19 protein-coding genes are annotated in these 17134 nt (G+C 67.5%); 4 read left to right on the top strand and 15 right to left on the bottom strand.

What is annotated here, in order from left to right; genetic code table 11:
• Positions 1-43: 43 nt before the first annotated feature.
• The 6 genes from hpf to HYG95_RS20910 all read right to left on the bottom strand — a co-directional run bounded on the left by hpf (position 44) and on the right by HYG95_RS20910 (position 6543).
• Positions 44-739: a ribosome hibernation-promoting factor, HPF/YfiA family gene (hpf, locus tag HYG95_RS20935; protein ID WP_181700273.1), complete on the bottom strand. Its 696-nt coding sequence runs from the start codon at positions 737-739 to the stop codon at positions 44-46.
• 183 nt (positions 740-922) lie between these two features.
• Positions 923-1567, bottom strand: a complete 645-nt coding sequence (locus tag HYG95_RS20930) for a ComF family protein (protein ID WP_181700271.1) — start codon at positions 1565-1567, stop codon at positions 923-925.
• 33 nt (positions 1568-1600) lie between these two features.
• The gene (gene lpqB, locus HYG95_RS20925; protein ID WP_181700268.1) at positions 1601-3397 is read right to left on the bottom strand and encodes an MtrAB system accessory lipoprotein LpqB; all 1797 of its coding nucleotides are present in this window, start codon (positions 3395-3397) and stop codon (positions 1601-1603) included.
• On the bottom strand, positions 3394-5118 hold the full coding sequence (gene mtrB / locus HYG95_RS20920) for an MtrAB system histidine kinase MtrB (protein WP_181700266.1): 1725 nt from the start codon (positions 5116-5118) through the stop codon (positions 3394-3396). Before mtrB ends, lpqB begins: the two co-directional genes overlap by 4 nt.
• 22 nt (positions 5119-5140) lie before the next feature.
• Positions 5141-5818 (bottom strand): MtrAB system response regulator MtrA, encoded by a 678-nt coding sequence (mtrA, locus tag HYG95_RS20915; RefSeq protein WP_067491393.1) that lies wholly within the window; start codon positions 5816-5818, stop codon positions 5141-5143.
• A 77-nt stretch (positions 5819-5895) separates the two neighbouring features.
• Positions 5896-6543, bottom strand: a complete 648-nt coding sequence (locus HYG95_RS20910; protein WP_181700264.1) for a dTMP kinase — start codon at positions 6541-6543, stop codon at positions 5896-5898.
• Between the two features lie 119 nt (positions 6544-6662).
• Between HYG95_RS20910 and HYG95_RS20905 the strand changes: the two genes are divergently transcribed.
• Positions 6663-6920, top strand: a complete 258-nt coding sequence (locus tag HYG95_RS20905) for a hypothetical protein (protein WP_181700262.1) — start codon at positions 6663-6665, stop codon at positions 6918-6920.
• Positions 6921-7001: 81 nt separating this feature from the next.
• On the opposite strand, the gene ahcY is transcribed toward HYG95_RS20905, so the two are convergent.
• From ahcY to cofD, 9 genes are all read right to left on the bottom strand, one after another.
• Entirely contained in the window at positions 7002-8483 is a 1482-nt protein-coding gene (gene ahcY, locus HYG95_RS20900; RefSeq protein WP_067491386.1) for an adenosylhomocysteinase, read from the bottom strand.
• A gap of 56 nt (positions 8484-8539) precedes the next feature.
• On the bottom strand, positions 8540-9697 hold the full coding sequence (locus HYG95_RS20895) for an alkane 1-monooxygenase (RefSeq protein ID WP_181700260.1): 1158 nt from the start codon (positions 9695-9697) through the stop codon (positions 8540-8542).
• Positions 9698-9850: 153 nt separating this feature from the next.
• Positions 9851-10399, bottom strand: coding sequence for a TetR/AcrR family transcriptional regulator (locus HYG95_RS20890; protein WP_181700326.1), 549 nt, complete (start codon positions 10397-10399; stop codon positions 9851-9853).
• A gap of 77 nt (positions 10400-10476) precedes the next feature.
• Positions 10477-10659: a rubredoxin gene (locus HYG95_RS20885; RefSeq protein WP_181700258.1), complete on the bottom strand. Its 183-nt coding sequence runs from the start codon at positions 10657-10659 to the stop codon at positions 10477-10479.
• On the bottom strand, positions 10656-10829 hold the full coding sequence (locus tag HYG95_RS20880; protein ID WP_181700256.1) for a rubredoxin: 174 nt from the start codon (positions 10827-10829) through the stop codon (positions 10656-10658). The genes HYG95_RS20885 and HYG95_RS20880 overlap by 4 nt, the downstream gene beginning before the upstream one ends.
• On the bottom strand, positions 10826-12058 hold the full coding sequence (locus tag HYG95_RS20875; protein WP_181700254.1) for an alkane 1-monooxygenase: 1233 nt from the start codon (positions 12056-12058) through the stop codon (positions 10826-10828). Before HYG95_RS20875 ends, HYG95_RS20880 begins: the two co-directional genes overlap by 4 nt.
• 189 nt (positions 12059-12247) lie before the next feature.
• A complete protein-coding gene (locus tag HYG95_RS20870) occupies positions 12248-12769 on the bottom strand; it encodes an NUDIX hydrolase (RefSeq protein ID WP_181700253.1) in 522 nt (173 codons plus the stop codon).
• A gap of 145 nt (positions 12770-12914) precedes the next feature.
• Positions 12915-14261, bottom strand: a complete 1347-nt coding sequence (locus tag HYG95_RS20865) for a coenzyme F420-0:L-glutamate ligase (RefSeq protein WP_181700251.1) — start codon at positions 14259-14261, stop codon at positions 12915-12917.
• The gene (cofD, locus tag HYG95_RS24960; protein WP_181700323.1) at positions 14258-15226 is read right to left on the bottom strand and encodes a 2-phospho-L-lactate transferase; all 969 of its coding nucleotides are present in this window, start codon (positions 15224-15226) and stop codon (positions 14258-14260) included. Before cofD ends, HYG95_RS20865 begins: the two co-directional genes overlap by 4 nt.
• Positions 15227-15741: 515 nt before the next feature.
• Between cofD and HYG95_RS20855 the strand changes: the two genes are divergently transcribed.
• The 3 genes from HYG95_RS20855 (at position 15742) to HYG95_RS20845 (ending at position 17086) form a co-directional block, all read left to right on the top strand.
• The gene (locus HYG95_RS20855) at positions 15742-15975 is read left to right on the top strand and encodes a WhiB family transcriptional regulator (RefSeq protein ID WP_133733920.1); all 234 of its coding nucleotides are present in this window, start codon (positions 15742-15744) and stop codon (positions 15973-15975) included.
• A 114-nt stretch (positions 15976-16089) separates the two neighbouring features.
• Positions 16090-16572, top strand: coding sequence for a metallopeptidase family protein (locus tag HYG95_RS20850; protein WP_201449895.1), 483 nt, complete (start codon positions 16090-16092; stop codon positions 16570-16572).
• An 85-nt stretch (positions 16573-16657) separates the two neighbouring features.
• Positions 16658-17086, top strand: coding sequence for a DUF3499 domain-containing protein (locus HYG95_RS20845; protein ID WP_255495587.1), 429 nt, complete (start codon positions 16658-16660; stop codon positions 17084-17086).
• Positions 17087-17134 lie beyond the last annotated feature (48 nt).

The raw sequence follows: 17134 nt of genomic DNA, 5'->3' as shown, positions 1-17134 counted from the left end.
GATCCGGGCACCCGCGCCGCGGGTGCCCGGTGTTCCGGAAGGGTCAGACCAGCCGGATGAGACCGTAGTCGAAGGCGTGTCTGCGATAGACCACCGACGGCCGGTCGGTTTCCTTGTCGTGGAAGAGGAAGAAGTCGTGCCCGACCAGTTCCATCTGGTACAGGGCGTCGTCGACCGTCATCGGCGTAGCCGGATGGTCCTTCGTGCGCACGATGTGGCCGGGACCCTCGTCCTGGGTCTCCTCGTCGTGCTCGTGCGCTACGTGCCCGTTGGCCTGGGCGAACAGCGAGTCGTCGACCAGGGACGCGGTGGCCTGGGCTACCGAGACGGGCGTCTTGTCTCCGTAGTGGACCACGCGGCGCTTGTCCTTCGACCTGCGCAGCCTGCTCTCGATCTTCTGTGAAGCCGACTCGAACGCGGCATAGAAGCTGTCGGCGCACGCCTCGGCACGCACGATCGGGCCACGCCCGCGTGCGGTGATCTCGACGCGCTGGCAGGCCTTGCGTTGACGACGGTTGCGCTCGTGGAACAGTTCCACATCGAAGAGGAAGATCGACGGATCGAAGCGCTCCAGCCGAGAGAGCTTCTCCGAGACATAGATTCGATAGTGGTCGGGTACTTCGACATTGCGACCGGAGACCACCACTTCCGAGTGGGGCGTCCGAGTCGAGTCGGTGGCACTGTCCTCCAGTGCCGAAGGGTCAGCATCGTGCACTGATGCCCGTGCAGAAGTCGTCACGCGAGTACCTCCCGGATATGGCCGCACACCAGAGCGAGTGCGGCGGGATTGAGCTGTGCCGATCGGGAATCGCTCGACACCAGAGTTCGCGGCGCCACCTCCCAGAAGCTGTGGTTCGGTGTGTGTTCGCGACGCTAGTCCGCCACGGACGAGTCCGCCACTGTTCACGCAAATTTCGCTGAGTCAAGCCGAACAGGTCACCAAAACAGCGCACGGATGTATGCCGATCCGGCTAAGAACACGTATCGATTCGGTGGCGGTGGTACCGGTGGTCAACACGTCGTCGACCAGCACTACCTCGGCATTCGCCGGAATTCGCGCCCGCGCGGTGGCCGGGGTCACGGCGATGATCTTGTGCGCGAGATTGTGCGCACGCTCGCGCGAGCCGAGCCCGACGGAGTCGCGGACACCGGGCCGCAGACGAAGCAGACCGACCGTCCGGCAATCGATCAGCCAACCGGCAGCGCAGGCCGCAGAACGGGCTACGGGATCGCCGCCGCGGCTGCGGGCTGCCGACGTCCGGGTGGGCGCCGGAATCAGCACCAGCGGGCGGTCAGCCGACCGTAACCGTGCCAATGCCGCGGCGAGTGCGGCGCCGAGCGGGTCGGCCAGGTCGCGTCGGCCGTGCTCCTTGGCCGCCAGCACGGCGCGCTTGGCCGGACCGCGATAGGGGCGAAGCGCCCAGCACGGAACACCGGGGTCGGTTCGTGGGCGTACCCGCACCGGACCCGTCGCCAACTCGGCCGCGCACGCACCACACCAGGGCGTGCCTGCCAGCGCACACCCACCGCAGCGGACCGGCAGCACGAGATCGAGCAGAGCCTTCATAGCCGGTGAGCATGACAGCGGGTACCGACAGATTCAGGTCGGCAGGACCGGGACCACGCCTTCGCCGGTTAGCCCGGGTACCTCGCGCCAGAAGCGGTCGGTTCGGGTGGGGTCGGCGGTCTGCAGTTGCAGCACCGCGCGGGAATCGGCGACGTACTGAGTCGACTGCGTCGCCGTGACCACCCGGACCGGCGGAGTCAGGTTCTGCGAGGTCACCGGCGAGAACTGGGAACCGTCGATGGACACGGTGAACACCGGGTCGACATTGCCTTCCCGGGCGACCATGAGGGTGTCGCCGGTCACCCAGCTCAGCGACACCGCGGGCGTGCTCAGCCCGATCGCCACCGGCAGCGGGGAGGTGAGCGCGTACTTGCCGTCCGGCCTGCGTTCGATCACCGCCACATACACCTTGCCGTCGGCGATCAGCGCGGCCCGCACGCCGGTCCGCGAGACGACCACCTCGGTGATCGGCAGTCGCGGCGCACCCGTGCCCTCGAACAGCGCGGAAGTGTCCACGTCCTGCAGCGACACATTGCCGGTGGCGCGATCGGTGACCGCGCGCACGACGCGCTGCTCGTCCAGGACGGTCCACGCGGCGCCACCGTCCATGGTCCAGGACGGCCGGGCGATACTCGCCGCCTCGACCACACCGAACGCGCCGGCGCCGTAGTTGCCGATCAGCAGGGTGCGGCCGGGTTCCGGTGCGGGCCTTCCGGTGTCGGCGACGGCGGCGACGAACTGACCGTCCGACGAGATGCCGACCGACTGCAGGTTGGTCGCTTCCCCGAATGCCCCACTGGGCGCGACGATCCCGTCCGGTGTCACCTGGACGAGGGTGCCGTTGCGCAGCGCGTGCAGCCCGATCTTGTTCCCGCCGGGCGCCGCCGCACTGAACTGGTCGACATCGGCGACCGACCACCCGCTCGCGAAGCGTTCGTCGAGCGGTTTGCCGTCGGCGAGCAACACATACGGGCCGAGGATGTCGGCGCGCGACAGCGTCGTCACCACCTGGGCGGCCAGCAGTTCGCGACCACGCTGATCGAGCGTCCCGATCCCGCCGAAATCGATACGCACCCCACCGATCCCGACACCCACCTCACCGGGGTCGTTCTCCGCTTTGGTGATCGGGCTGCGCAACGCGGTCGGCGGGGCGAGCAGGTTGCGGACCACCCCGGCGATGGCGGGTTGTGGGCCCCCGCTGAGCAGGCCGACGAGCCGCTCGGTGAGCTGACCGCGCGGCACCGAGATCCAGCGCGGGTCGGGCACGAGCAGCTGGGCGGAGCTGTCGAAGTAGTACAGGACGTAACGCTGGTAGGTGCTCGCGAACGACGCGGAATCCATCACGACCCCGTCGGGTAGGTCGGTGATGCGCCACTCGCCGTCGATCCTGCTCAGCTCGATCTTGTTCTCGAGCATGCCGTCGGTGGCGCGGTAGGCGCCGTCGCGGCCCAGCTCGCCGACCTTGCGCGCGCGCACCACGTACGTCGCCCGGTCGCCGGTGCGGGATTCACGCAGCGTGTCCGGCCGATCGACGATGGTGATGCTCGCCTCGTCGTTCCACTCCCCCGCCGTGTCGTCGCGCATGTACTGGCGGGCCGCGGCATGTCGGTTGGTCGGGTCGGCGCTGGCACCGAGGAAATCGCCGACGAGCAGGTCGGGATCGCGGCCGGGCTCCGGCGGCGGCGGACCCGCCGACGTGGGTTCGCGCTCGATGGTGCCGAGAGCCTGCGGCGCCGACGATTCGGGCAGGCTCGCGCACCCGGTGAGGACCAGCAGGCAGACGAGGGCGAGCAGCCCCACACCCTTGCGAACACCACCCGCGTTGCTCATGACTCTCGGTCTCCGGTCTCGGTCGCTGCGGCTTCCTCGTTGTCGTCGGCGGCGTCGTCGCGCCGGGTGTCGAGTACCTCGGGTTCCGGATCGGCCTCGGGTAACGCGGGCACCTTGCGCAGCATCGGTTCCAGCGCCAGCGGGCTCGGGCCGAGTTTGCGGCCGCGCACCATCGGCAGCAGCAACCGGAAGCTGGCGCCGACGCCGGGATCGCCCCAGGCCTCCAGTCGGCCCTCGTGCAGGTTGGCGTCCTCGACACTGATCGACAGGCCGAGACCGGTGCCGCCGGAGCGGCGCACCCGCGAGGGGTCCGAGCGCCAGAACCGGTTGAACACCAGCTTCTCCTCGCCCGGTCGCAGACCGACACCCTGATCGCGCACGACCGTCGCCACGGCATTCGAGTCGGCGTCGCCGCGCATCCGGATCAGAACCGGTTTGCCCTCGGAGTGGTCGATCGCGTTGGCGAGCAGATTGCGCAGCACCCGCTCCACGCGGCGCGGATCGACCTCGGCGACCACCGGCTCTTCCGGCAGGTCGACGACGAGCTCGACCCCGGCATCCTTGGCCAGGTGCCGCACGGTGGTGATCGCGGCCCGCGCGCACATCCGCACGTCGAGGGACTCCACCTGCAGTTCGGCCACACCGGCGTCGTGCCGCGAGATCTCCAGCAGGTCGTTGAGCAGGCCTTCGAACCGGTCGAGTTCGTTGACGAGCAGTTCCGAGCTGCGCGCGAGCGCCGGATCCAGGTCGTCGCTGGAACCGTGGATGAGGTCGGCGGCCATGCGAACCGTGGTGAGCGGGGTGCGCAACTCGTGGCTGACATCGGAGGTGAACCGGCGCTGCAGATTGCCGAATTCCTCGAGCTGGGTGATCTGGTTCGACAGGCTCTCGGCCATCTCGTTGAACGCCTGCGCCAGCCGCGCCATGTCGTCCTCGCCGCGCACCAGCATGCGTTCCTTCAGCCTGCCGTCGGCGAAGCGACCGGCGATGCGCGCGGCCGAACGGATCGGCAGCACCACCTGCCGGGTGACCAGCGCGGTGATCGCGGCGAGCAACACGAGCAGCACCACGCCACCGATGAGCATCGTGCCGCGCATGAGCGACAGGCTCGACTCCTCGCTGGCCAGCGGGAAGATCAGATAGATCTCGAGAGTCGCGATCTCGGCGCTCGGGCTGCCGATGATCAGCGCGCGGCCACGGTAGCCGTCCGGGTCGGCGACGGTGGTGAACTGGTAGGACACCTGGCTGCGCTGTACGAACCGGCGCAATTCCTGTGGCACCTCGGAGATGAGATCGGTGGTGATCTCCTGCGGCGGGGTACCACCGACCATGGCCAGCGCGGAGTAGAAACTACCGGCGGCGCCCGTGGATTGTCCCGTGCCGCCCCGGCTGGACAGCGCGCTGCGGGCGTCGGCCAGTTGCTGCTGGCGGCTGTTGGCGCCCTCGACACCGTTCAGCTCGTTCTCGATCGTGCTGCGGGCACGATCCATCTCCTCGACCGCCGCGTTGATCTTGGCTTCGAGGAGCCGGTCGGTGATCTGACCGGTCAGCACGACCCCGAGGATCGTGATCACGATGAGGGAGAGAGTCAGCGTGGAAACGATGACCCGCAATTGCAGCGAGCGACGCCACAGGTGACCCAGCGCGGTGCCGATGGTCTGGAACCAGTCGAGCACCGGGGTCGCCCACCGCCGCAGCCGCGCGATGAGCCCGTCGGTCACCGCGGCGCCTCACAGCGACCGATCACGGCGGTCCGGCCTTGTATCCGACGCCACGCACGGTGAGCACGATCTCCGGGTTCTCCGGATCCTTCTCGACCTTGGCGCGCAGCCGCTGCACGTGCACGTTCACCAGGCGGGTGTCGGCGGCGTGCCGGTAACCCCACACCTGTTCGAGCAGCACCTCACGGGTGAACACCTGACGCGGTTTGCGCGCGAGCGCCACCAGCAGGTCGAACTCCAGTGGGGTGAGCGAGATCTGCGTGCCACCGCGGGTCACCTTGTGCGCGGGCACGTCGATGACGATGTCGGCGATCGAGAGCAGCTCGGCCGGTTCGTCCTCGGTGCGGCGCAGGCGCGCACGCACGCGGGCGACGAGTTCCTTGGGCTTGAACGGCTTGACGATGTAATCGTCGGCACCGGACTCGAGGCCGAGGACCACATCGACGGTGTCGGTCTTGGCGGTGAGCATCACGATCGGAACGCCGGAATCGGCCCGCAGCACCCGGCATACGTCGATGCCGTTCATGCCGGGCAGCATCAGGTCCAGCAAAACCAGGTCGGGGCGGATCTCCCGCACCGCCGACAGGGCCTGCGTGCCGTCGCCGACCACGTGCGGGTCGAACCCTTCCCCGCGCAAGACGATGGTCAGCATCTCAGCGAGTGCCATATCGTCGTCGACGACCAGAATCTTGGGCTTCATAATCCTATGTTGTCATCTTCCAGGCCAGGATCGGGCCGCCACGCCATTAATGGTGTGAACCCGTCGCTTATCCAACCTTATCCGGCAAGAATTTCCGTGCACACAGTGAGGAGGGCAGGCCGGTCGTGTTCGGATCGGTATGTCCACCACCGGCCGAACCAATCGCGGTCGGCCAGTTCACGATAGACCTCGCCGGTGCGCTGCTGTAGACCGCTGTCCTTCTCGTAGGCGTCGAGGGCGCGTGCGGTGTCGAGTTCACCACGGCGACGGGCACGTTCGGCGGCCACCTCGGTGCCGACGTCGACGAGGACGGTGAGGTCGGGCACCGGGAGCCCCAGCCTGCCGTACTCCAGATCGCCCACCCAGGCGACGATTTCGCCGTCGGCGTCCTGCACGGCGCGGGCCGCGGAATAGGCGGCGTTGGAGGCGACCCAGCGATCCAGGATCACGATGTCGTTGGCGTCCAACAGGTTCGACAGCTCCGCGCTCGCCTCGGCGCGGTCCAGGGCGAACATGATCGCCATCGCGTTGATCGAGCCGGCGAGGTCGCCGTGCGCCCCGCGCAATGCCTCGGCCGCGAGGTCGGCGTGTATCGATCGGCCGTATTGCGGAAAGGCGAGTCTGCCCGCGCGAAGTCCTTTCGCGGCCAGTTCGTCGACGAGTCCGTCGATAAGCGTGCGTTTACCCGCCCCGTCGAGCCCTTCCACCGCGATCAACACACCCATGCCGTGAGATTACCGCGCCGCGCGCCACGCCCTTCGACACGAGCCGCTCCGGCGATTCCGGCCCGTTCCGAGATTGTGAGGTGTTTTCATTTCAGAGTCTGTTCTACCCAGGAGTCACCATGCGCTCACGCATCACCCTGCACACCGCCGTCGCCGCCACCGCCCTCGGACTAGCCCTCGCGGGCGCGGGTACCGCGTCGGCCGCCCCCGCCGACCCGATTCGCCACGGTCACCACAACCACCCCGGCCTGCTCTCCGGCTCCGCATCCGCGGGCTCCGCCGCCGCGGGTTCGGCCGCCCGCGGCTCGGCCGAACTGGCAGGCTGCCTCCTGCTGGAAGTCGTCGTACCCCTCCCCCTCTGCTTGCTGCTGAGCTGACCGCTCTGGTGCGGTCCGTGACTCACGCGGGCCGACGGTGGCCCGCCGACCGGAACGGTCGACGGGCCACCGGGTGTCGACTCAGTAGCGGTAGTGGTCGGGCTTGTACGGGCCTTCCACGTCCACGCCGATGTACTCGGCCTGGTCCTTGGTGAGCTTGGTCAGGGTGCCGCCGAGGGCCTCGACGTGAATCTTGGCGACCTTCTCGTCGAGGTGCTTGGGCAGGCGGTAGACCTCGTTGTCGTATTCCTCCGGCTTGGTCCACAGCTCGATCTGAGCGATGACCTGGTTGGAGAAGCTGTTGCTCATCACGAACGACGGGTGACCGGTGGCGTTGCCCAGGTTGAGCAGGCGGCCCTCCGACAGCACGATGATCGACTTACCCGACTCGAAGGTCCACTCGTCGACCTGCGGCTTGATGTTGATCCGGGTCGCACCCGAACGCTCCAGCGCGGCCATATCGATCTCGTTGTCGAAGTGACCGATGTTGCCGAGGATCGAGTGATCCTTCATCGCCTTCATGTGGTCGAGGGTGATGATGTCCTTGTTGCCGGTGGAGGTGATGACGATGTCGGCGTCGCCGATCGCCTGCTCCACGGTGACCACGTCGTAGCCGTCCATCAGCGCCTGCAGGGCGTTGATCGGGTCGATCTCGGTGACCTGCACGCGCGCGCCCTGGCCGGCGAGGGACTCCGCACAGCCCTTGCCGACGTCGCCGTAACCGCAGATCAGCACCTTCTTGCCACCGATGAGCACATCGGTGCCACGGTTGATGCCGTCGATGAGCGAGTGGCGGGTGCCGTACTTGTTGTCGAACTTGGACTTGGTGACCGAGTCGTTGACGTTGATCGCCGGGAACACCAGCTCGCCGGCGGCGGCGAACTGGTACAGGCGCAGCACGCCGGTGGTGGTCTCCTCGGTGACGCCCTTGACGGAGTCGGCGATGACGCTCCACTTGGTCTTGTCGCGCTCGAGGCTCTCGCGCAGCAGGTTCAGGAACACCGTGTACTCGGCGGAGTGCTCCTCGTCGGCGGGCGGGACGACCCCGGCCTTCTCGAACTGCGCGCCGCGCAGCACGAGCATGGTGGCGTCACCACCGTCGTCGAGGATCATGTTGGCGGGCTCGCCCGGCCAGGTGAGCATCTGCTCGGCGGCCCACCAGTACTCCTCGAGGGTCTCGCCCTTCCACGCGAAGACCGGCACGCCCTTGGGCTCCTCGACGGTGCCGTGCGGCCCGACGACGACCGCCGCGGCGGCGTGGTCCTGGGTGGAGAAGATGTTGCACGACGCCCAGCGAACCTGCGCGCCGAGGTCGACAAGCGTTTCGATCAGGACAGCGGTCTGCACCGTCATGTGCAGGGAACCGGAGATACGGGCGCCCTTCAGCGGCTGCACGTCGTGGTATTCACGGCGCAGCGCCATCAGGCCCGGCATCTCGTGCTCGGCCAGGCGGATCTCTTTGCGGCCGAATTCGGCCTGCGACAGATCTGCCACCTTGTAATCGATGCCGTTGCGGACGTCGGCGGTGAGCTCGGTGCGCGGGGAGAGTTCTGAGGTCGTCACGCAGGCAAGGCTACCGTCTGCGGCCGCCCCTGTTCCCGCCTCCGCCCAGGTCGGAGTCAGGCGGCCGCGCGGTATCTGGCCAGCAACCGTCGCTGTTTGACCGGCGCTACGTTCGCCAGGCTGAGATCGCCGCCGTAATGGGCGGCCACCCGGGGGTCCATCACCGCACGCCACAGGGGTGGGACGGCCGCGAGCACGATCATGGTCGCGTATCCGGCCGGCAGCTGCGGTGACTCACTGGTGCTGCGCAGGGTCTGGTAGCGGCGGCCGGGGTTGGCGTGGTGGTCGCTGTGACGCTGCAGATGAAACAGGAAGATGTTGGTGACCAGGCGATCGGAGTTCCAGCTGTCGCGCGGGGAGCAGCGTTCGTAGCGCCCGTTGGGCTTGCGCGCGCGCAGCAGTCCGTAGTGCTCGACGTAGTTGACGGTCTCGAGCAGCATCACTCCGATCACTGCCTGCAGCACCAGCCAGGGCACGATCGCGAGCCCGAAGACCAGCACCAGCGAACCGAACAGCAGCACCGACATCGACCACGCCTGCAGGATCTGATTGCCGGGGTTCCACCAGCGCAGACCCTTCCTGGCCAGGCGTGCGCGCTCCAGCTGCACGGCGGAGCGGAAGCCACCGATCACGCTGCGCGGCAAGAACTCCCACAGCGACTCACCCATGCGGGCACTCGCCGGATCCTCGGGTGTCGCGACCCGCGCGTGATGGCCGCGGTTGTGCTCGACGAAGAAGTGGCCGTACCCCGACTGGGCGAGCGCGATCTTCGACAGCAATCTTTCAGCACGCTCCACCCGGTGGCCCAATTCGTGGGCGGCGTTGATGCCGATGCCGCTGACGAAGCCGACCGTGGCGGCCAGACCGAGCTTGTCGACGACATCGAGGTCGCTGCCCGCCCACATCGCGCAGGCCAGCAGCAGGCCGATGAGCTGGATGGGCAAGAACAGATAGGTGCACCAGCGGTAGTAGCGGTCCCGCGAGAGCGCTTCGTAGTCCTCGTCGCGCGGGTTGTTGCCGTCCTCGCCGACGATCCAGTCCAGGACGGGAATCGCGATCAGGACGATCACGGGGCCGATCCACCAGAACGCTTCGGCGCCGGTGCGGTATACGAGCTGGGAAGGCAGCAGCGCGCACGCCGGCGCGATCAGCCCGAGAGCCCAGAGATACCGTTTGGGATCACGAAAACCCCCCGGTTTGCCAACCGTTTGCACACCCGCTCCGCTACAAAAAGACCAACTGCCGACGGATGTGAATACTGACAGACCAGGGGCACGTTACACAGCGGCCGCTCCTCAAACGTGGTGATGGTTACATCACCGCGAATAAGAGCAGATCACCCCTTATAGTGATCCGTCCCACTCCGTCTAGGGGCGGATACCGCGTGCCTGAACAATCGCCTCCACATAGGGACTCAGCAACGCGGCCATCTCGGCGGGTGCGTCGCGTTCGGGGACCGGCGGATTGGGGATGTAACTCAGCGCGATGCGCACCAGCGCGTGCGCGAGGACATCGGCCTCGGTTTCGGTGGCGTTCACCCAGCTGTGCTGGAAGACGTCGGCCAGGCGCGCGGTGGCGTGTTCGAGCAGGGGGCCCGCGTCGAGGGTGATGAGCCGCAGCAGATCAGGCTTCATCTCCCCCGCGAGCAGCGAGCGGACCAGCGGGTCGGCCGCGGCGGCGAAGAAGAAGCCGGTCATGCCGTCGCGGATGGCCTCGTGCGCGTCGCCGACGTGCCGGTGGATCGCGTCACGCACCTGGTCGACGAGGGAGTCGGCCAGGCGCAGGGCGTAGGACTGGGAAAGGCCCGCGCGCGACCCGAACTCGTTGTAGAGCGTCTGCCTGCTCACCCCGGCCCTGGCGGCGACGTCACCGAGGGTGATCTTGGACCAGTCCCGTTCGGTGAGCAGCTCGCGCATGGAGTCCAGGACCGAGGTACGCAGCAGTTCGCGCGCGGCCTCCTGGTACGGCGGGCGCGCACCCTGGCGCGCCGCGCTCACGAACGTTCGATCTCGACCATGAAGAAATCGGATTTGCGGGCGCCGCAGTCCGGGCAGGTCCAGTCGTCGGGGATGTCGTCCCACCGGGTGCCGGGGGCGATGCCGTCGTCGGGCCAGCCCTGCGCTTCGTCGTATTCGAATCCGCACTGGGCGCACTGGAAGAGCTTGTACTCGGTCATTGCGCTACTCCTACCGCCTCGAAATCGATCTTCTCCCGCACTCCGCAGTCGGGACAGCACCAGTCGTCGGGCACCGCCGACCACGAGGTGCCTGCCGGAAAACCCTCGCGGGGAGCGCCTTCGGCTTCGTCGTAGACATAATCACAGACGGGGCATTTGTACGCACTCATGGCGCCTCCGTTCCGTACTTCGCCAGCACCTGCTCGCGGCGCTTGGGTTCGATATTGGCCAAGGTGACATCGCCGCCGTAGTGCGCGAGCAGTCGCTTGTCCATCACCTTGCGCCAGATCGGGGGGAAGTAGCTCAGCAGGATCATGCTGGCGTAACCGCTCGGCAGGTTCGGTGCGCCGTCCCAGCTGCGCAGCGTCTGGTATCGACGGGTCGGGTAGGCGTGATGGTCGCTGTGGCGCTGCAGGTGGTAGAGGAAGATGTTGGTGACCAGGTGGTCGCTGTTCCAGCTGTGCTCGGGGGCAGGCCGCTCGTAGCGCCCGCTCGGTGTCTTCTGCCGGACCAGGCCGTAGTGCTCGAGGTAGTTCACCGACTCGAGCAGGCTGAAGCCGATCACCGCCTGCAGGATCAGGTACGGCAGCACCTCGATACCGAAGGCCAGGATCAGCCCGAGCCACAGCACCACCGACATGGCCCAGGCGTTGAGCACGTCGTTGCGCAGCGTCCAGGGGCCCTTGTCCAGGCGGGCGAGCCGTTCCTTCTCGAGGTGCCAAGCCGAGCGCAGGCTGCCCCAGACGGTGCGCGGCCAGAAAGCCCAGAAGGACTCGCCGAGACGTGAACTGGCGGGGTCCTCCGGGGTGGCGACCCGCACGTGGTGACCGCGGTTGTGCTCGATGTAGAAGTGCCCGTAGAACGATTGGGCCAGCGCGATACGCGAGAGCCAGCGCTCCAATTCGACCTTCTTGTGGCCCAATTCGTGCGCGGTGTTGATCCCGATGCCGCCGATCATGCCGACGCTGATCGCGATGCCGATCTTGTCGACCACATTGGCACCGCCCGGGAAGCCGAGCCAGTGCAGGTTGTCGGCGGTGATGATGTAGCAGGCGAAGATCAGCGAGGCGTACTGGAACGGCAGGTAGAGGTAGGTCAGGTAGCGGTAGTACTTGTCGTTCTCCAGCTGTTCCATGACCTCGTCGGGCGGGTTGTTGCCGTCCGGGCCGAAGAACAGGTCGGCCAGCGGGATCACGATGTAGACCAGCACCGGGCCGAGCCAGAACGGCACTTCGGCCAGGCGGTGCCAGCCGAGCTGGTTGAGGCCCCAGATCATGGGGATCGCGATCGTGAACAGTCCGGTGGGAGCGAACAGGCCCCACAGCCACAGGTATCGCTTGGAATCGCGCCATTGCGGCGGCGCTGCCGTCCGTTCGGACGGGTTGGCGTCGGTGGACATCGTTGTCTCCATCCTGAGGCACATCTCACACATGTGATGTGCGTAACTCTCTGTCACAGACGATAGGCCTCACCTCCGGTCGATGTCTAGACAAATTTGCGAATTTGTAAAGCAGATAACGGGGAGATAACGGAAAAGGCGGCCGCACCCGTTCGGGTGCGGCCGCCACGATCGCCGGTCAGCGAGGGGTCAGTCTTTCAGCGCCACGTCGGCGCCAGGTGGTAGCCCGTCGACCGGCCACCACCGCAGATCGGTGGATTCGGAGCTGCGCACCGGTACCGCCCCGGGCGGGGCGACGACCTCGAACAACAGGTCGAGATGACGCGTCGGCACACCGAGCGAACAGGTGATCGGATGCGCCTGCGCACCGTACAGACCGGGCATCAGCGACAGGTCGGGGATGCCGGATTCCTCGACCGCCTCGCGCAGCGCGGCGTCGGCGACGGTGTCGTCGCCGGGCTCGCAGTGGCCGCCGAGCTGGATCCAGCGACCCACGCGCGGGTGCAGGGTGAGCAGCACTTCGCGGCGGTCGTGCGACAACACGATCGCCGAGGCGGTGATGTGGCCGGGCGCGTGTTCACGCAGACATCCCCGCGGCGCGGACCCGAGAAACGCCAGCATCGCTTCGCGCAGTGAGGAATCCGCGTCGGTCGGTGGTTTCCAGGAGGTGAGGAGGTCGGTCGCGGAGGCGTGCAGCGATTCGGCGCTCATGACGGCGTCTCCGCACCGGCCCGGCGCCACATCGAGCCGGCGGCACCTGAATGCACCGAGCGGCGCGCCGCCCCCACACGGCTCACAGTTCGACCCGACACGGGACGGCGTCGCCGACCGTGTCCGCACGCGGTCGCTGTGCGGTTCACAGTTCGACCAGACCGGGGCCGGGGTCGCCGACCGTCCGGGGCTCGGGTGTCTCCTGCGGATGGCCGATCGCAATGGCGCCCAACGGATTCCAGTCTCCGGGGAGACCGAGGACCTCGCGGGTCACCTCCGGTGCGAAGATCGTCGAGCCGATCCAGCAGCTGCCGAGACCGTCGGCGGCCAGCGCCACGAGCAGACCCTGCACGGCAGCGCCGACGGCAACGGTGAACATCGTCTGCTCGGCCGCCTGGCGACGCGCGTCCGGGTAGTCGTGGGCACCGTCGGGTACGCAGAACGGGATCACGACCTCCGGCGCGTCCACCAGGATCTGCCCGCGCGCGACGCGACGTTCGATGCGCTCCGGGTCGAGTCCGTCGGCCGCGAGATCGGCACGCCACTTGTCGGCCATGGCGGAAAGCAGCCGGGCACGCACTTCGCGATCACGCAACCAGACGAAGCGCACCGGCCGGGTGTGGTGCGGAGCCGGGGCGGTGAGACCGGCGGCGACCGCGGCCCTGAGCCGTTCCGGGTCGACCGGCTCGTCGCTGAACCCGCGCACCGAACGACGAAGCGGCACAGCCTGTTTGCGGCCGAGCTCGATCGCCTCGGCGGTGCCGAGCCAGAACAGGTCGTCCACCCCGCCACGCAGCAGCGCCGCCGCGGTGGAACCGTCGTCGACGGTCGGCAGGCCGCGCACCACCGCGATCGGCACCGCGCCGAGCTTGCCCTTCACCAGGTCGGCGGCGGCGGCCAGTTCGTCGGCGACGGCCACCTGGGTGACCTGCAGTTCGTTGCCCTGCCCGTCGACCGCACCCGCGTAGTCGTGCAGCACGCGCAGGCCGGCCGAGCCGATGGCCGCGTCGATCTGGCCGTTGCGCCAGGCGCGGCCCATCGTGTCGGTGACGACCACGGCCACGTCGACGCCGAGCCGCTGGGCGACGGCCGTGCGCAGCGCTTTGGCGCTGGCGTCGGGATCCACCGGGAGCAGCACCAATTCGCCCTCGGCGACATTGGAGCCGTCGACACCGGAGGCGGCCTGCACGATGCCGAGCCGGTTCTCGGTGATGAGGGTGCGGCCCTTGCGCGCGAGCACCCGCACCGCCTCGGCGTCGACCAGCTCGCGGCGGGCGGTGTCGCGTTCCTCGGGGTCGGTCGGGGCGGCGACGATGCGGCCCTCGGCCTTGGACACGATCTTGCTCGTCACCATGAGGATGTCGCCGTCGGCGAGCCAGGGTGCCTGTGCCACAAGGTGTTCGGCGATGTCGTCGCCGGGCCGGAACTCCGGCAGTCCGGTGACCGGCAGGATCCGCAGTTCCCCCGCCGCGTGGTCGGTCGGCGTGTTCACGCCTTCACCCCCGCCAGTTCCAGTGCGGCGCGGGCCATCTCGGCCGTCGCCTCGGGATCGGACATGAGCAGCGGCACGCTGCGCACCTCCACGCCGGGCACCTCGGCGGTGTCGGTGGAGTGGACGAGCCAACCGTCGAGGATGCCGGTGGCCGAGCGGGCGCCGTAATGCCTGCCGACTCCTTCGGCCGTCGAATCCACCCCGATCACCTTCAGGCACTCATCGGCCATGCCGCGCAACGGCTTTCCGTCGATCACCGGAGACAGGCCGACGACCTTGGCTTCGGTGGTGCGCAACGCGCCGCGGATACCGGGCACGGCGAGGATCGATCCGATGCTCACGACGGGGTTCGAGGGAGCGAGCAACACGGCGTCAGCCGAGGCTATGATATCGGTCACATTTGGTGCGGGAGAGGCTTGTTCGGCGCCGATGGAGGCAAATCCGTGTGTCGGAAGCGCCGCGCGGTACCGCACCCACCATTCCTGGAAGTGGATCGCGCGACGTTCGCCAGCATTGTCGGGATCGCTGACCACCACGTGGGTTTCGCAGCGGTCGTCGGTTGCCGGAATGAGTTTCACGCCCGGCTGCCACCGATTACACAGCGCTTCGGTGACCGCGGACAGCGGAAATCCGGCGCGCAACATCTCGGTGCGAATGAGGTGAGTGGCGATATCGCGATCGCCGAGCCCGAACCAATCGGGTTTGGCGTTGTATTTCGCCAGTTCCTCCTTGGCGTGCCAGGTCTCGTTCGCGTGGCCCCAGCCACGTTCGGGATCGATGCCACCACCGAGGGTGTACATGCAGGTGTCGAGGTCGGGACAGATGCGCAGGCCGTGCATCCAGACGTCGTCACCGACGTTGACGATGGCCGAGATATCAGCGTCGGGCAGCAGTTGCCTGACACCGAGGAGGAACCGTGCACCCCCGACACCACCGACGAGAACGGCGATCTTGGGCTCGCGCACCGCGTGTTGTGCAGTCACAGGGACACAGCCTAAGTGGTGCCGGTTGCCGGGTTGTTTCCCCGTGCTGAAGAACAAAGTTGCTGGTCATTTGCCACGGCACATAACAAGATCAACACGAAAGGCGGGTCCGGAGTGTAACGGAAGGGTGACGGCGGGTTGACCACCGGCAAGTGCGGCGTGTCTAATCACAGACATGTCATTCCGGTCACCGCGAGAAGACATAGCGCGGGGGCGTTTGCGAGAGGGTGCCGGCGCGCCGGAAGGCAGGCTCGGGGAAGCCCGCGAGACTACGTCGCGGTGTTGGGCCGTCGGGGTTCTAGTTGGTCCGACGGAAATCATTCTGCGCTAACACATAGTGAGGAGGCGGAACGATGACCGAAAACCTGGTCTCGCCGACCGATTCCACAGCAGGCGCAGCTAACGCTGTCTGCGCTGAAACGAGCTGGCCGGAACCGGACGCGGCAAGCGAAGTCGCGGCCCCCCGGCTGAGTCTGGTCGTCACGGGCTTCGACGAAATGTTCGAGTCGATCGAAGAGCAGTGGCAGGAACGTGCCCTCTGCGCTCAGACCGACCCCGAGGCGTTCTTCCCCGAGAAGGGCGGCTCGACCCGTGAGGCCAAGCGCATCTGCTTGGGCTGTGAAGTGCGTGACCAGTGCCTGGAATACGCGCTGGCGCATGACGAACGTTTCGGCATCTGGGGCGGTCTCTCGGAACGAGAGCGTCGCAGGCTGAAGCGCGGAATCGGATAAGTGACTGTTCGAAAGTAGACTCTCCAGGCCTGGCCCGGAGCCACGCAGGCGCAGTACGTCGGTGTCTCCGGGCGAACGCCCGTTTACCGGTCAGGCGAGAGAGGCGAAGTACCCATGGCACGTTCCCGGCGACATCTTCCGGCGCCGACCGCTCGTTCGGTGACCCGCCGCGGTCGCGGTGTCCGTGGCCCCATGCTCCCGCCGACGGTGCCCGCCTGGCGCACGCGCGGCCAGAAATTCGACCGGCTGGTGCTCGAGGCCTTCGCACCGCTGGACACCCGCTGGCACGACCGGCTGACCAAACTCGACATCGCCGTCGACGATGTACCGAAAATCCGTCCACTGCATCCTGATTCGGTCACCTGGCCGGACGAAGTCGTCGCCGACGGTCCGGTCCCGCTGTCGCGGCTCATCCCCGCGGGAGTCGACCGCCACGGTGCCGCCACCCGCGCGCGCGTGGTGCTCTTCCGTAAGCCGCTCGAGCTGCGCGCCGCCGATCCCGACGATCTCGTCGAGCTGTTGCGCGAGGTTCTCGTGCAACAGATCGCGACCTACTTGGGTGTCGATCCCGACCTGATCGACCCCGAACCGGAGTAGCGGCGCGCGAGAACGACGCCCTTGTCACCGCGTGTCCGTATCCACTTTTGTGGGCGGGAGGGTTAATCTCGACGTCGTGATCCCTATGCGTCGTTGCTGCCGACCCGGCTGCAAGAACCCGGCTGTAGCGACGCTGACGTATGTGTACTCCGACTCGACCGCCGTCGTCGGACCCCTGGCCACCGTCGCCGAACCGCATTCCTGGGATCTGTGCGAAACCCACGCCTGCCGCATCACCGCCCCCAAGGGCTGGGAACTGGTGCGCCACGAAGGCGGCTTCTCCTCCAGCACCCCCGACGACGACGATCTCACCGCCCTGGCCGAAGCCGTTCGCGAAGCAGGCCTACGCCGCCGCCCCGCCGAACCCGACCAGCCCGGCTACCGCGACACCTCCCCTCCCGGCGGCGCCTACTTGGCCCGCGTGCAACGCGATCATCAGGGTGAGTACTGTGTCTTATACACATCTCCGAGCCCACGAGCCGTAGAGGAACCTCGTATGCGGTCTTCCGCTTGAAATCGACCAAAACATCTACACGACCAAGCTGCCGTTCCTGACATCCTA

The sequence above is a fragment of the Nocardia sp. GTS18 genome (assembly GCF_013839555.1).
Classification (GTDB): Bacteria; Actinomycetota; Actinomycetes; order Mycobacteriales; family Mycobacteriaceae; genus Nocardia; species Nocardia rosealba.
This window is presented reverse-complemented; position numbering and strand designations above follow the sequence as displayed.